Origin of the sequence: Hyphomicrobium sulfonivorans (assembly GCF_013306565.1) — a bacterium.
In the GTDB taxonomy this organism is placed as follows: Bacteria; Pseudomonadota; Alphaproteobacteria; order Rhizobiales; family Hyphomicrobiaceae; genus Hyphomicrobium_A; species Hyphomicrobium_A sulfonivorans.
In genome coordinates, this window is sequence record NZ_PZPO01000006.1 from 159,771 (window position 1) to 175,280 (window position 15,510).

Annotated in this window: 11 protein-coding genes; 7 read left to right on the forward strand and 4 right to left on the reverse strand. The window is 62.0% G+C overall.

From position 1 onward, the window contains the following. Nucleotides 1–36 precede the first annotated feature (36 nt). Together C6Y62_RS14170 and parE are read right to left on the reverse strand one after the other, a co-directional pair. Nucleotides 37–1,728 carry a L,D-transpeptidase family protein gene (locus C6Y62_RS14170; RefSeq protein ID WP_173954474.1) on the reverse strand — a complete coding sequence of 564 codons (1,692 nt, stop codon included), beginning with the start codon at nucleotides 1,726–1,728 and terminating at the stop codon, nucleotides 37–39. Nucleotides 1,729–2,091: 363 nt separating this feature from the next. Next, nucleotides 2,092–4,107: a DNA topoisomerase IV subunit B gene (parE, locus tag C6Y62_RS14175; protein ID WP_173954475.1), complete on the reverse strand. Its 2,016-nt coding sequence runs from the start codon at nucleotides 4,105–4,107 to the stop codon at nucleotides 2,092–2,094. Nucleotides 4,108–4,443: 336 nt separating this feature from the next. Here parE and C6Y62_RS14180 point away from each other — a divergent pair, with 336 nt between their 5' ends. Together C6Y62_RS14180 and C6Y62_RS14185 are read left to right on the forward strand one after the other, a co-directional pair. Next, the gene (locus tag C6Y62_RS14180; RefSeq protein WP_068460174.1) at nucleotides 4,444–5,082 is read left to right on the forward strand and encodes a hypothetical protein; all 639 of its coding nucleotides are present in this window, start codon (nucleotides 4,444–4,446) and stop codon (nucleotides 5,080–5,082) included. Between the two features lie 204 nt (nucleotides 5,083–5,286). Further along, nucleotides 5,287–6,231 (forward strand): DMT family transporter, encoded by a 945-nt coding sequence (locus C6Y62_RS14185; protein WP_246274749.1) that lies wholly within the window; start codon nucleotides 5,287–5,289, stop codon nucleotides 6,229–6,231. Between the two features lie 24 nt (nucleotides 6,232–6,255). On the opposite strand, the gene panC is transcribed toward C6Y62_RS14185, so the two are convergent. Next, complete coding sequence (panC, locus tag C6Y62_RS14190; protein WP_338074349.1) at nucleotides 6,256–7,194, reverse strand: pantoate--beta-alanine ligase; 939 nt, start codon at nucleotides 7,192–7,194, stop codon at nucleotides 6,256–6,258. A 374-nt stretch (nucleotides 7,195–7,568) separates the two neighbouring features. On the opposite strand from panC, the gene putA reads away from it, so the two are divergent. The 3 genes from putA (at nucleotide 7,569) to C6Y62_RS14205 (ending at nucleotide 12,480) form a co-directional block, all read left to right on the forward strand. Beyond that, nucleotides 7,569–10,775, forward strand: a complete 3,207-nt coding sequence (putA, locus tag C6Y62_RS14195; RefSeq protein WP_338074479.1) for a bifunctional proline dehydrogenase/L-glutamate gamma-semialdehyde dehydrogenase PutA — start codon at nucleotides 7,569–7,571, stop codon at nucleotides 10,773–10,775. Nucleotides 10,776–10,924: 149 nt separating this feature from the next. Further along, a complete protein-coding gene (locus C6Y62_RS14200) occupies nucleotides 10,925–11,761 on the forward strand; it encodes a vWA domain-containing protein (protein WP_198491360.1) in 837 nt (278 codons plus the stop codon). Further along, nucleotides 11,761–12,480, forward strand: a complete 720-nt coding sequence (locus C6Y62_RS14205) for a DnaJ domain-containing protein (protein ID WP_198491361.1) — start codon at nucleotides 11,761–11,763, stop codon at nucleotides 12,478–12,480. Before C6Y62_RS14200 ends, C6Y62_RS14205 begins: the two co-directional genes overlap by 1 nt. 13 nt (nucleotides 12,481–12,493) lie before the next feature. On the opposite strand, the gene C6Y62_RS14210 is transcribed toward C6Y62_RS14205, so the two are convergent. Then, entirely contained in the window at nucleotides 12,494–13,999 is a 1,506-nt protein-coding gene (locus C6Y62_RS14210) for a D-alanyl-D-alanine carboxypeptidase (protein ID WP_173954478.1), read from the reverse strand. Nucleotides 14,000–14,486: 487 nt separating this feature from the next. Between C6Y62_RS14210 and C6Y62_RS14215 the strand changes: the two genes are divergently transcribed. Then, a complete protein-coding gene (locus tag C6Y62_RS14215; protein WP_068460183.1) occupies nucleotides 14,487–14,816 on the forward strand; it encodes a phasin family protein in 330 nt (109 codons plus the stop codon). A gap of 301 nt (nucleotides 14,817–15,117) precedes the next feature. Beyond that, complete coding sequence (clpS, locus tag C6Y62_RS14220; protein WP_083509489.1) at nucleotides 15,118–15,507, forward strand: ATP-dependent Clp protease adapter ClpS; 390 nt, start codon at nucleotides 15,118–15,120, stop codon at nucleotides 15,505–15,507. The last annotated feature ends 3 nt before the right edge of the window (nucleotides 15,508–15,510 follow it).

Here is a 15,510-nt window from a genome sequence, read left to right on the forward strand (position 1 = left end):
GTTGTTTGCAATCCGATGAGCCGGTGTCAGCTCACCTTACCACCAGGGGAACGGGCCCTGATTGTACTTTTTCTTCTGCTGCTTGGCGGCCTGACGGCGCTGCGGCTGGTTGTTGTAATAACCAAAGCCACCCCAGTTGAAGACGTAGTAGTCGTCCTGAACTTCGGGCTTCGGCTTCGGACGCAGAATGATGCCGCCCTGCAGCTCGCCGCTCAGCAGCACAACGAACTCTGTCGCCTTGCCGGTTTCCTTGTGGAGCGGTTCATCGGAAACGATCAGCGACGAACCAGGCAGCACCAGCTCCGAAATGCGCGCGCGGGCTTCTTCCGGGATTTCAATCCGGTCGAGAGCAGCAGCCGCTGCATCGGCGTCGGTCGGGATCGAAGGCACGGAGGCGTTCAGCTTGTGGCGATACATGCCACTTGCCTTCAGCGGCTCGTTGCCCTGCCGGCCTTCGATCGAAACAACGTTCCAGCGCAGGTCGTGACGGCCCGGCTCGAAATCGAGCGCGGTAAAAGTGTGCGTGCCGATCTGGCGGTCTTCATCGACGATCGTCACGTCGGTTTCAAAAACCGGCTCCATGTCCTGACGCACGTACAGCTTCTTGGCTGCGCGGCTCACGAACACTGATACCGGCGAAAGCTTGCGCTCGGCATCGCGGGCAGCTGCAACCACTTCCTGCAACTCTGTTTCCGCAGCCTTGGCTGCTTCCTCAGCCCGGTTGCTCTCCTCCAGCGCAGGCGCCATTTCGGCGTTGACTGCCTCAAGCTTTGCCTGAGCAGCGGCGAGGCGCTCTTCCGCCTTGGTCTTGGCCGCTTCCGCCTTGTTGATGGAGTTCGGCTTGGTTGCCTTTGAAAGCACGCGCTCGGCATAAGCGAGGCTGTCCGCTGCGCGCTTTACGTTGCGCTCAGCCGTGGTCACAGCCTTCTTTGAGTTTGCCGACTGGCGCGCCAGTTTCTTGGCGTTGTCCCGGGCTTCCGTCGCTTTGCGTTCAAGCTCGCCTGCTTCCGCACGCTTGGAGGCGGCGATGGCCTGGAATGCGGCCATGCGGGCAGCCAGCTCGGGCGGATCGTTCGGGCCGCCCTCATAACGCGTGTCCCTGCCGTCCTCGGTCGGCATCGGCATGGTGTGCGCCGCCTTGGTCAGCACGGCCACATTGCCCTGATAGGGCGTGTGCTTGAACAGCTTGGGGTGCGAGATCGGCGTCGGCGCCATGTTGTTGCGGGAAACGATGACGCGCATGCCGAGCTTGGTCAGCTCGAACATGTCACCGGCAAAGTTGTTGCGCAGGCGCACGCAGCCGTGGGAGGCCGGATAACCGGGCAGCGCGCCACCGTGCAGCGCTACACCCGTCCATGTGATGCGCTGCATGAACGGCATCGCCGCGTCGTCGTAGCGGTTGGAATAGTGCTCGCGGTTTTTCTGCAGGATCGAATAGATGCCGGGCGGCGTATCGTTCGGGCTGGCGCCGCTCGATACCGGCCCGTGCATGATCGGCGCGCCGGTGGTGTCATACAACGTGACGCGCTGATCGCCGAGCGAAACGATAGCTAGCCGCGCCGTTCCGTATCCACGCTGCTCCGTGCTGCTCTGGTTTTCGTTTTCGGCCTCGGCGCTTTTTCTCGACTGGGCGGCAGCGGGCGCGCACAGGGCAGCACCGGCGACGGCCGTCAGCGCGACAAGAGATGTAAAGGAGAGGCGGCGACGCTGCGCATGGATAGGTGCCATTTCAATAACCCTTAGAAAGCTCTAACGCGTGATCTAACGTGAGATTCCCTAAACTCCCCTTATCGGGATTGGGCTCCGTTAAAAATCTACAGTGCGACCATCATGCGGCACACAAGCCTGTGAGATGTTGCTGCCTATACAATGTAGTCTATCGGTCAAGATTTATCGAGTTCCTCAAGGAACAATTAACCATGCCCTGGCCGAAAATCTTTGGTTAAAAATCTTTCGCTGCGGGAAAGGGTTAGGTTCTCTGTGAGGTTTAGGAGGGCTTAGCCTCCCAACGCGCAAAGTTTTTTCAGCAGACTCCGACGCGGACCAGCTGAAATAGCGCAGCCAGGCGTCGGAGCAGGCGGGGGCGGGCGGTCAGATATCCAGATCGCGGGCGAAGGCTGCATGCTCCTGGATGAAGCGGAAGCGCGCCTCGGGCTTCGATCCCATCAACGCGTTGACCGCTTCGCCCACTTCGCTGCGATCACCATCGCCGATTTCGACACGCAGCAGCGTGCGCCGCTTCGGGTCCATGGTCGTTTCCTTGAGCTGCGCGGCGTTCATCTCGCCCAGACCTTTGAAGCGGCCGATGTCGACCTTGGTGCCGGGCTTGAACTCCTTGGCCAGGAGTTCCGCGCGATGAACTTCGTCCCGCGCATAGACGGACTTGGCGCCATGGGTCAGCTTGAACAGCGGCGGTACGGCAAGGAACAGGTGCCCGTTCTCGATCAGCTCCGGCATCTGCTGATAGAAGAACGTGATCAGCAGCGATGCGATGTGCGCGCCGTCGACGTCGGCGTCGGTCATGATGATCACGCGCTCATAGCGCAGGTCGTCGTCGTTGTATTTCGAGCCGGTGCCGACACCGAGCGCGAGGATGAGATCTGACAACAGTTGGTTCTGCGAAAGCTTGGCTGAAGACGCGTTGGCGACGTTCAGGATCTTGCCCCGCAGCGGCAGAATAGCCTGCGTCTCGCGCTGACGTGCGCTCTTGGCCGAGCCACCGGCCGAGTCACCTTCGACGATGAAGATCTCGGTGCCCGCGGCCGCCTGGATGGTGCAGTCGGCCAGCTTGCCCGGCAGGCGGAGTTTGCGCGTGGCCGATTGCCGGCTGACTTCCTTCTCGCGCCGGCGCTTCAGCCGGTCTTCGGCCTGTTCGATGGCCCATTCCAGCAGCTTGGTTGCCTGCTGCGGGCTTTGGTTGAGCCAGTGATCGAAGGCATCCTTGACGGCGGATTCGACGATGCGCGTCGCTTCCTGCGTCGCCAGCTTGTCCTTTGTCTGGCCCTGGAATTCCGGCTCACGGATAAACACCGACAGCATGGAAGCCGCCGTGCCGACTACGTCTTCGGCGGTGATCTGCGATGCCTTGCGATTGCCGACGCGGTCGCCGAACTCACGCAGGCCCTTGGAAAGCGCTGATCTGAGGCCGTTTTCGTGCGTGCCGCCTTCGCCGGTCGGAATGGTGTTGCAGTATGAGCGGCTGAAGCCGTCGGCGTCGATGATCCAGGCAACAGCCCATTCAACCGAGCCGTGCTTGCCTTCACGCTCAACGTTGCCGGCAAACAGATCCTTGGTGACCAGCGTGCGACCGGTGATCTCGGAAGCGAGATAATCTTTCAGGCCGCCGGGGAAATGGAATTCGGCCTCCGCAGGCGTGTCGTCGCTGATGAGTTCGGGATCGCACTTCCAGCGAATTTTGACGCCGCCGAACAGATACGCCTTCGAGCGCGTCATCTTGAACAGACGCGCAGGCTTGAAGTGTGTGTTCTTGCCGAAGATCTTTTCGTCAGGATGGAAGCGCACCTTGGTGCCGCGCCGGTTCATCACCGGGCCCAGCTTCTCAAGCTTGCCCTGCGGAACGCCGCGCGAGAACACCATCCGGTAAAGCTGCTGGCTGCGCGCAACCTCGACTTCGCAGATGTCCGACAGCGCGTTGACGACCGAAATGCCGACGCCGTGCAAACCACCGGACGTATTGTAGGCCTTGCCCTCGAACTTGCCGCCCGCATGCAGCGTGCACATGATGACTTCGAGCGCGCTCTTGTTCTTGAACTTCGGATGCGGATCGATGGGAATACCGCGCCCGTTATCAGAGACGCTCAGATAGCCGTCCTTCTCCAGCTCGACCTCGATCCATGTAGCGTGACCGGCGACGGCCTCGTCCATGGAGTTGTCGATGATCTCGGCGAACAGATGGTGCAGCGCCTTTTCGTCGGTGCCGCCGATGTACATACCGGGGCGGCGGCGTACCGGCTCGAGGCCCTCAAGAACCTCGATATCGGCTGCCGTGTAGGCATCGGAAGCATCTGTGGCACGGCGAGCGCGGGCCGTCTTTTCGGTCATGGAGCTTTCGATCGTTGTGAAGAGATCGCGAGCGGCTCCAGCCATGCATCATTCCCTCGATACGACGCGCCGCCGGCACGGGAACGCGGGAACGGGGCCGAGAGCGGCGAATCCCTAAGTTGTGGTTGCTGAGACCTCGCATGCCCGGCCGGGACTTGGCAAGTATGGCCAATGGTCGTCGCCCGCATCCGGGGCAAATGTTTGGGAGTACGTGGTTTTTCGGCCAATCCTTGGCGCTGCTAATCCGCCGGCCACACTGGAAATATGCACGTCCTGACAATTTGCATGAAAGAACCAAAGCAATCTTAGGGTGCAAGAGCGATCATTCTTGAGGCGCTGTTCTGCGCCGATTCAGCAGGCGAGATGCAAGGAGCAGGCAAGATGGCGACCGAGGCGCAGTCCTTAGACGATGGAATGGCAGCAACAACGCGTGAGGCTTCAGCGGTATTTCACTCAGTGAAGGCGCTGCAGTCGGCCGTTGAAGCGCTCTCCGATGCCGGATTCACCCGTGACGATCTCAGCGTGTTGGGCAACGAAAAGGCCCTGCATGAAAAGTTCGGCGCCGATATTCCCGACGCCGAAGCCCTCGCTGACAATCCTGACACGCCGCGTGCCACATATGTTGCGCCGGAGTCGCGCGCTGAGGGTCTTGCCGCGCTGGCCGGCATTCCGGTTTACATCGGTGGCGCTGGAGCTGCCGCCATTGCCGCCATGGAAGGCGCAGCCGTCGTGGCCACCGCAGGCGCAGCGCTGGGCGTCAGTGCAATTGCCGGAGCGCTCGGGCTTTATGCTGCGCGCAAGATGGAAAAGCACCACGCCGCGCAGATCGACAAGAACCTGAAAAACGGCGGTCTGGTGCTGTGGGTCCGCACTGACGACAAGCCGCGTGAGGTGAAGGCGCTGGAAATTCTGCGCTCGAACGATGCGGACGATTTGCGCATGCACACCGTGACGTTGCCGTCCGGTGTCAATGCCGTGCCGTTCCACAACGCTGAGCCCGATCCGTTCCTGAAGGGTTGAGCGGCCCGGTCGTCAGGCTGATGTCAAATTTGAGGGCGGGCTGTTCGGCTCGCCCTTTCTTATTTGGCAGGCAATTGCGCCGGGCGCTGCCGCACTGTGGCAGAAGCATGCACCCCTATCGCTTGACGATGTAAAACGGGCTACATCTGCGCAACGGGAGCCGCACATTTAGCGCGGCGGCATCATTCTTTTCTGGATGCATGTATGAGCACGTCGCCTGATCCTCGCCAGCGGGATGCGCGCGAAGAGCGCAATGTGATGGCATCGCTCAAGGCTGCAGCGCCGTATCTGCTGATGGTGCTGCCCGGCATTGTCTGGGGCGGCAACGCCATCGTGGCGCGGGCGGTGGTTGGCGAATTGCCGCCGGTGGGGCTGGCGTTCTGGCGCTGGCTGATCGCGGCGCTGATTGTGCTGCCATTCGCATGGCCGCATCTGCGTCGCGACATTGGCCCGATGCTGAAAAGCTGGCCAATCGTGCTTCTGCTGGCTGGCATGGGCATCGCGTTTTTCAACGCTGCGCTTTACATCGCGGCTGCCACGACCGGCGCCATCAACATCATCATGCTGCAAACGTCAGCGCCGGTGCTGATCGTGCTGGCGACGTACCTGATATTCGGTGATCGTATTTCTGCGCGTCAGGCGGTCGGCATTGCGCTGTCTCTGGTGGGCGCGGTTGTGCTGGTCGCGCACGGCGACATAAACGTGCTGGCCAATCTTGCGTTTAACAACGGCGACATCTGGATGCTGGTGGCGTGTATCGTCTACGCTGTTTACACGGCGCTGTTGCGGCTGCGGCCGCGCGTGCACTGGCTCAGCTTTCTGTTCACGATCTTCCTGATGGGATCGATGCTGCTGCTGCCATTCTATATCGCCGAAAGTGCTTACGTGATGCCCGTGCCGCTATCGCTGCATGCATTACTTGCTGTTGGCTATGTGGCTCTGTTCGCTTCGGCGATCGGCTATGGTTCGTATAACCGCGCGGTGGAATTGCTGGGCGCGAACACGGCCGGATTGTCGATTTATCTTGTGCCGGTATTCGGAACCATCTTCGCGATATTGCTGCTGGGCGAACACCCCGAACTCTATCAGCTGGCGGGCACTTTGCTGATTGCAGGCGGCATCGCGCTGGCCGCGCGACGGGCCGCTTGAAGCGTCGCAACCTGCCGCAGTTCTTCAGCCGGGCACGTTGTCGATCAGCCGGGTTGTGCCGAGCCAAGCCGCGCCCAGAACACGCAACGGGCGGGCGCCGAGCGCATTGACAGGCCGCAGCGTGTCGGCCTCGCGCACGGCGACGTAATCCACCTTGGCGAAGCCGGCCTGGCGCAACTGTTCACTCGCCGCTTCGCAAAGCCGTTCAAGTGCCGGAAGCTGGTGGATAGGGGCGGGCTGCCCCGGCTCGGGAAACATCGGCACCGCCTTCGGTGCCGGCCGCGCCGCAGCTGTGTTCTGCAGCAGGGCTTGTGCCTTCAGCGCCGTATCACGCAACACGCGTGCGAGCGCCGGCGCAATCGTCCGTTCTTCCGTCGACAGGTAAACGTTGCGCGATGACAGCGCCAGATCATCCGGTTCACGCGCGGTCTCGGCGCCGACGATCTCAATCGGAATGTTGAGGTCGCGCACAAGCTGGCGGATGACGCAAAGCTGCTGATAGTCCTTCTCGCCGAAAATCGCGATGTCGGGCGTCGTGGCGCCGAACAGCTTGCTGCACACGGTGGCGACACCGCCGAAGAAGTGCGGCCGGAAATCGCTTTCAAGGCCGGCCGCTGCACCTGCGGGCAGCACGCGGGTGGCGAATCCCTCCGGGTACATATCCGCTGGCTGCGGCGTCCAAACCAGATCGCAGCGCTCCGGCCCGAGCAGGGCGAGATCGGCCGCCTCGGTGCGCGGATAGCGCGCCAGATCCTCGTTAGGTGCAAACTGCGTCGGATTGACGAAGATGGAAACGATGGTGCGATCGGCCAGCTCCGCGGCCCTGCGCACCAGCGATATATGCCCGGCATGCAGCGCACCCATCGTCGGCACCAACGCGACCGAAAGGCCCTGACGGCGCCAGTCGCGCACCGTTTCGCGCAGTTCCGGAATGCCGCGCACGATCTGGATCTGATTGGACACCGTGTTCACCTCGCTGACGCAGGTTCTTGAAGCAAGCTCTGGCATGCAAGTTCTGGGCGCACAGCTCTGCGGGTGCGGAAGCCGCCCGTCAAGAGCGCCATTGCGCCGCTTATTCATGCGGTTCGGCTTGTCCGGTAAGCGCAAGCGCGGCGAGGGTCGATTTGCAGAGTGCTTCCGGAAAAGTGGGAACCGGTTTTCCGATAAGAAGCACGTAGCGAAAGAACCGCTTCCGGAAAAGCGGGAACCGGTTTTCCGATAAGAAGCACGAAAAAACAAACGGCTAGTGTCTTTCCGCGATTCAACGGAACGCTGAAAGGCTCTAGGGTGGAAGATACCGAATCGCATTGGCAGCAGAGCATGAGGGCGAGATGGTCGTGACAAAGCCGGCTGGGGCCAATGACGACATCTCCGCGCGCCTGAAGCTTATCCCGGCGCGGGATGAGATCGCGGCCAGCTATCTGCTCGATGAGCGTCAACTCGTCGACCGCCTGATCGAGCGCGCGGTGTTCAGCGAGGCCGAGCGCAGCCGTGCATCGGAGCTGGCGTTGCGTCTCGCCCATGCGGCGCGCTCGGGTCGTGGCAAGCAAGCTGGCGTTGAAGCGTTCATGCAGGAATATGGCCTTTCCAGCGAGGAGGGCGTGATCCTGATGTGCATCGCCGAGGCGCTGCTGCGCATTCCCGATTCCGAAACCGCCGATGAACTGATTGCCGAAAAGCTCGCGGGCGGCGAATGGGATAAACATCGCGGCCATTCCGACAGCATGTTCGTCAACGCGTCGACCTGGGCGCTGATGCTCACGGGTCGCGTTGTGAAAATGCGCGAAGCACAGGGCTCCAATCCCATCAACGCGCTCAAGCGTCTGGTGGCGCGCTCAGGCGAGCCGGTGATCCGACAGGCGGTGCGGCAAGCGGTGAAACTGCTGGGCGATCAGTTCGTGCTTGGTCGCACCATTCGCGAGGCGATCGGCAACGCGAAGGATTATCAGGCCAAGGGGTATCTGCTTTCCTATGACATGCTGGGTGAAGCTGCCCGCACACAAAAGGATGCCGATACCTATTTCGAGCGTTATCTCGCTGCTATCGATGCGGTGGGGCAGGCGGCGGGACCGCTGACAACGCTGCACGCAGATGCGCTTTACGCCCGACCCGGCATATCGGTGAAGCTGTCGGCGCTGCATCCGCGCTTTGAACCCGGCAAGCGCGAGCTGCTGAAGTCGGAATTGCTGCCGCGTGTGCTGACGCTGGCACGGGCCGCGCGCGCCCGTGGTCTGACGCTCACCATCGATGCCGAGGAGCAGGATCGGCTCGATCCGACTCTGGAAATTTTCGCCGCAACGCTGGTCGATCCGGCGCTCGACAACTGGAACGGCCTTGGCATTGCGGTGCAGGCCTATGGCAAACGCGCCATTCCGGTGCTGCGCTGGTTGCGGCGGCTGGCGGAGCGCGCCGGCAAGCGCATTCCTGTGCGGTTGGTGAAGGGCGCTTACTGGGACAGCGAGATCAAGTGGGCGCAGGAACGCGCGCTTGAAAATTATCCGGTGTTTACGCGCAAGCAGAACACGGATGTTTCATATCTCGCCGCCGCGCGGTTGCTGATCAGCGATGCCAAGGCGTTCTATCCGCAGTTCGCAACCCACAACGCCTATTCGATCGCGGCGACGCACGTTGCGGCAGGGCCGGCGGCCATCGAATTCCAGCGCCTCTATGGCATGGGCGAGGGGCTGTATGATGAGGTTGTCGGCAAAGGCAAGATCATCCGCCGTCCGGTGCGCATCTATGCTCCGGTGGGCAGCCATGAGGATCTGCTTGCCTATCTCGTGCGCCGCCTGCTGGAGAATGGCGCCAATACGTCGTTCGTCAAGCAACTGGCCGACGATGAAACCACTATCGCCGGCATCATCCGCGATCCTGTTGCGCAGGCGGAGGCAGAGCGCAGTGCCGGGGGGAAACCTGCACCCGCGATTGTGCTACCGCGCGACATCTACATGCCCGAGCGCAAGGCTGCGGCGGGGATGGCGCTGACGGAGCCAACCGTGCGACAGGCGCTGTTTACGCAGATGGGCAATGCGCTGGATGATGTGTACGCGGCAGGGCCAATCATCGGCGGCAAGGCGATCACCGGCGGCGACATGGCGAGCCTCGTCACCTGCCCGCAAGACCGCCGCGAACGGCTGGGTACTGTGCGCGTGACAACGCTCGATCAGGCCGACCAGGCGATCGCGCGTGCAACCGGTGCATCGCAAGCCTGGAACCGGATCGGCGGCGAGAAACGCGCCGAAGTTCTTTGCGCAGCTGCGGATCTGTTCGAGCGCGACCATGCCCGACTGATGGCCGTCATCGTGCGCGAAGCTGGCAAGACGCTTGAAGACGCACAGGGCGATGTGCGCGAGGCGGTGGATTATCTGCGGTATTACGCGGCGCAGGCGCGGCGTCTGTTTGCCGGGCCGGTCACGCTGCCGGGGCCAACCGGGGAACGCAACACACTGAGCCTCAACGGGCGCGGCGTATTCGCCTGCATATCGCCATGGAACTTTCCGCTCGCCATCTTCACCGGACAGGTCGCAGCGGCGCTGGCGGCGGGTAATGCGGTGCTGGCCAAGCCCGCTGAGCAAACGCCCATCACCGCGTTTCTGGCAACGCAACTGCTGCACGAAGCGGGCGTGCCCGGCGACGTGCTGCAATTGCTGCCCGGCAGCGGGCGTTTGGGCGAAGCGTTGGTCAAGGACAAGCGCGTCAAGGGCATCGCGTTCACCGGATCAAACGAAACCGCGTGGTCGATCCAGCGCGCGTTGGCCGATCGGCGCGGCGCCATTGTTCCGTTTATCGCCGAGACCGGCGGCATCAATGCCATGATCGCGGATTCATCCGCCTTGCCGGAGCAGGTGGTGCGCGACGCGGTGCGTTCGGCATTCAACAGCGCAGGTCAGCGTTGTTCGGCGGCGCGGGTGTTGTTCGTGCAGGATGAGGTCGCCGACGAAACGATTGAAATGCTGGTGGGCGCGGTAGAAACGCTCGCTATCGGCGATCCGTTCGACTACGCCACCGACATCGGCCCGGTGATCGACGACTCCGCGCAGGATTTTCTCGACGGTCACAAGGTGCGCATGCAGCGGCAGGGAACGCAGCTCATCGATCTGCCGTTGCCCGAAGCCTGCCGCGCTGGCAACTACGTGACGCCCGCCGTGTTTGAAATCGAAAGCCTTGATGTGCTGGACGCCGAAGTTTTCGGCCCCATCCTGCATGTGGTGCGTTATCAGCGTGGCGCGCTGCCGAAGGTCATCGATGCCATCAACGCGTCGGGTTATGGTCTGACGCTTGGACTGCACAGTCGCCTTGAGACGGTTGCCGATTACGTTGCCGACCATGCGCGGATCGGCAATCTTTATGTAAATCGCAATCAGATTGGCGCGATGGTCGGCACGCAGCCGTTCGGCGGCGAAGGGCTGTCCGGCACCGGTCCGAAGGCTGGCGGCCCGCATACGTTGCTGGCCTACGCCACCGAGCGCGTGCGCTCCACCGATCTCACCGCGACAGGTGGCAACATCGAGTTGCTCACGCCGGAGAGCGATGCTGGCGCGTGAGACCAGCCATGCCTGAAGCCGAGCTAAAGGCGGGGATTGCAGGAGCGCGCGGGGGGCGCCATTCTGTTATTCCGGCTGCCAATATGATGTTTGCTGCCGGGCTCCCTATATGGAGTTCGGGACATCAGCAGAAGGTATCCGGTTCAGCCATGTTCTGGCGCAAGTCACCCAAGACCGCGACGAAGGATCAATCGGAGGCGCCGTTCAAAACCGGCGCTGGGCCGGTTGCCGAACGTGGGCAGGGCACCGCATCTGCCGAGCAGCAGGCAAAGGGCGGCGCTGTGCGCGCCGGCACTTCCTCCGATGCCGATGTGGCAGACTTCATCGCCCGCATGAAAACCATGACACCGGCCGCCACCGGGGAGCGCGGGCGTCTGGTGTTCGCGATGGATGCCACCATGAGCCGCGCCGCCACATGGGAAATGGCGCTGGCGCAGCAGAGCGAGATGTTCGCGGCGGTGAAGTCCGTTGGCGGGCTTGATGTGCAACTCATGTATTTTCGCGGCACGTCAGAATGCCGGGCATCAAAGTGGGTGTCCGATCCCGAAGCGCTGGCGCGGCTGATGCGTTCGGTTTCATGTGCAGGTGGATTGACGCAGATTGGCCGTGTGCTGGTGCATGCGCTGGATGAAAGCGCGCGCCACAAAGTCAATGCCCTGGTCTATGTCGGCGACAGCATGGAAGAAGATATCGATCACCTGTGTGCCCGTGCTGGCGAACTGGCGCTGCTTGGCGTGCCGGTGTTTTTGTTTCAGGAAGGCGATGATCCGGTTGCGTCGCGTACGTTCCGCGAGATTGCGCGTATCACCAATGGAGCGTACTGCCGTTTTGATCGCGGCTCGGCGCGTCAGTTGCGTGATTTGCTGATGGCGGTTGCCGTCTATGCTGCCGGTGGCCGCAAGGCGCTGCTGGCGCTGGTTGAACAGAAAAATGCCGGTGCGCGGCTGTTGCTGCAGCAGCTTGGCGGTGGAGCTGCGGGCGCCTGATGGGGTTGGCTTATCTGATCTTGGGCCTGTTCGGCCTGGCCATCGGGTTGATGGTCATGCGTTCATTCGCGCAAGCCAATCCGACAGCTGTGGCAAGGCGCACCCGCACCGGAGCTGGCATTGCGGCGCTGGGTGTCGCGGCGCTGCTTTTCCTGCGCGGCGGTGGGGCTATCGCCGTGCCGTTAGCGATGCTGGGTTCGTGGTTGATATGGGGCCGCGCTACGCCGCCATGGCTTGGCGGCGGTGGCAATGCGCGGCGCACGCCGGGGCAATCATCCGCTATCGTCACCGAACATCTGGAAATGGAGCTGGATCACGACACCGGCGAGATGCACGGGCGGGTTCTGAAAGGCATGTTCGCCGGACGGTCTCTGTCGGCGCTCAGCCCGACAGATCTGGCGCTGCTCTGGCAGGATTGCCGCCACACCGATGCACAGTCGGCACAACTGCTCGAGGCTTATCTCGACCGCATCCACCCCACTTGGCGGGAGGATATGGCGCGCGGGGAATCGGCGATGAGCGGCGGCCCGGGTGGACGCATGACCCGCGAGGAGGCGTTGGAAATTCTGGGGCTGGCGCCGGGTGCAGACAGCGCTGCCATCCGGCGGGCGCATCGCGAACTGATGCTCAAGATGCACCCAGATCGCGGTGGATCGACGTATCTGGCGGCGAAGATCAATGAGGCGAAGGACGTCGCGCTCGAAGCCTTGAACCGCTGACGCGACCCGGCCGTTACTGGGCCCTGATGACGAAGCAGTCGATCTGCACCGTTTTCATCTGCGAGCAGGTGTTGTTCGCGGCCGTCGCATCGAAACCGCGGAAGCGCGCCCGATAGAGCTGGCTTCCACCGCTCTGCACCGGCACGGACACCGACGCATAGCCATCAAGCATGCCACCAAGACGCTGGCGGGCCTGCATCATGCGCCGTTCGGCTTCGGCGGCATTACCAAATGCGCCGATCTGAATTTCAAACGGGCCGCTCGGAGCAGTGCGCGAAGCGGCTCGTGTTGCTGGCGGCGGCAGAGCATGCGGTGGCGGCTGCATCGGGCGCGTGTCCACCCGTTCAAGATGGGCTGCCTGGGCCTGGAATGTCGAAGGCCTCAAGGCGCCGGTTTCCGGCACGAAACGTGGCACATACTCCTGCGCCGGTGGTCGCGGGGCGGCGCGCAAAGGAGCGGTCATGCCTGCTGAGGCGAATTGCTGACGGCGCTGGGGCTCGGCCTGCTCCTGCGCAGCGTTTCCGATCTGCACCGGCCGAACTTTTGCCACTGCGATCGAGGACCGGCCACGGTCCGCAGAGGCTACGGGGGGCGGCGGCGGAGCAGGGCGCACTTGCGGCGGTGGAGCCAACTCGGCGCGGGCCTGCATCTGCGGGCGCTGCGCTGGCTGCGGCGGCGGGGCCGCGCGTGCCACCAGAGCGCTGGCAGGCGCCCGGGTTCTCGTGCGGGACGCCTTGGCGAACGAGCGGCCGATGATCTTCTGCATTTTGGCGTTGCGCGTGGCGGCGGATTTGCCGCCGAACACCGCCGCTACGATATGCTTGCCATCGCGGCGCACTGACGAAACCAGGTTGAAGCCAGACGCGCGCGTATAGCCGGTCTTGATGCCGTCGGTGCCCTGATAGCGGTGCAGCAGCGTGTTGTGGTTGCGGTAGGACTTGCCGCGGAACGAGAACGAGCGCGTCGCGAACAGCTTATAATGGCGGGGGAAATCGTCCTGCAGCCGCAGGCCCAGGGTGATCATGTCGCGCGCTGTCGTCACCTGGCCGCTATCGGGCAGACCTGATGCGTTGCGGAATGTTGTCTGGCGCATGCCGAGCGAGCGGGCCTTTTGCGTCATCAGCCGCGCGAAATTCGGCTCCGATCCGCCGATGTGCTGCGCCAGGGCCACGGCGACGTCATTGGCGGATTTGGTGACGAGCGCCCGGATGGCTTCCAGCACCGTCAGTTCCTCGCCGGCTTTCAGTCCCAGCTTGGAGGGGGGCACTGCGGCACCCTCTTCGGTCATTCTTATCTTGGAGCCATAGCTCAACCGGCCCATCTCAATGAGCTCGAATGTCATATAGAGCGTCATCATCTTGGTGAGGGATGCGGGATAGACATGGGCGTCGGCCTGCTCGGTGTGGAGCACCTCACCGGTGTTGGCATCGACAACCATGGCGGCAGAGCGGGGGGTCTGGGCCTGAGCGCCGTGAGTGGCGGACAGAAGCACCGAAGCAACGATCGCAGCGGCAAGCATTGTGCGCTGCCAACGATTGGCATTCCCCGGGGTGCCTACAGACTTCGATACGCCGAACATCAAACGCAAACTCACTCACCCTTGCGAAGCCTGAGCTGCCTGGCCGCGCATGGAACGCATTACTCATACCAAGGGAAAGCAGACGTCCCAGGCGAAGCGCCATATGCCGACGGATGGCATAACGGAGCATCGCTTTTGGGCCTCTTTACGGCGCTTTAACCACAAGCGTCGGCATCGAGGCCCAGTTCGCTCATCCAGAGCGCCTGTCCCAAACTCACCATAGCGCAGTGATGCTGCGGCTCAGTTAATGACCCGATGACCATATCCAGGTCGTCAGTGGCGGCCCTTATATTGCAATGCGAAAAAGAACTTGAAAATTTGTGCAGTGCGTATAACGATGATTTCAGGGTGATGGTCCCGATTGGACCAGGGGGCACTGCGAATAGTGCGTTTTTCCTTCGACAGTCTCTAGGACACGGATGGCACCATGATTAAGAATTTTGAAGACATGCAGAAGCTGGGGCAGACCAACGTCGATACGGCCATGAAGCTGTTCGGCGAGTGGAACAAGAGCTGGCAGGTTATTGCTGCGGAGATGAGCGACTATACGAAGCGCTCATTCGAGGAGAGCACGGCTACGCTTGAAAAGCTGATGTCTTCGAAGTCGGTCGAGCAGGCCGTCGAGATCCAGACCAGCTACGCCAAGCGCGCCTATGACGACTACATGCAGCAGGTTTCCAAGATCGGCGGCCTTTATGCGTCGATGGCCAAGGATGCTTATAAGCCGGTCGAAAAGATCCTGCAGAAGGGCGCCTGAGGGTTCTCCTCGGCGCAGCAGTTAATTTTACTGCGGCATTGAATTCCAAGGCCCGGCGCTCGCCGGGCCTTTTTTGTGTCCGCTTGCCACCCCATCATAAGCTTCCGGAGATGTTGGAGCGTTACGATGGCCAACTTTCGCGGATAGCACCGGGAAGGCAGGAGAATACTTCTGACAGAGCATTTGCAGCCAGGCGTGCGCTTGCGTATCGTCGGCGCTTGCAAGGCGCATATGCGCTGGATTGGCAATGGGTTGGCGGATTCGCGCCGATCAGGGACGGACGTAACCTTTTATGTCGAAGATGTTGACTCTGCGCCGGCTGACGGTGGCATCGAAAGGCGGCAAGAGCGATCCACCGGGCGCAGAGCCGCCGGACGGTGGACGGGGAAACGAGGACGGCCGCACTGGGCTGGCCACGAAAACGCGCCCCAAGACCAAAAAGCCAAGCCTCTACAAGGTTCTTTTGCTCAACGACGACTACACGCCGATGGAGTTTGTCGTTTTGGTTCTTGAGAAGTTTTTTGCCAAAGGCCCCGATGAAGCCACACGTATTATGCTCCATGTCCATCACAAGGGCGTGGGCGTGTGTGGTGTCTATCCATACGAGGTCGCTGAAACAAAAGTGACGCAAGTCATGGATTTTTCACGACAGAACGGTCATCCTCTTCAGTGCACCATGGAGAAAGAGTAGGTC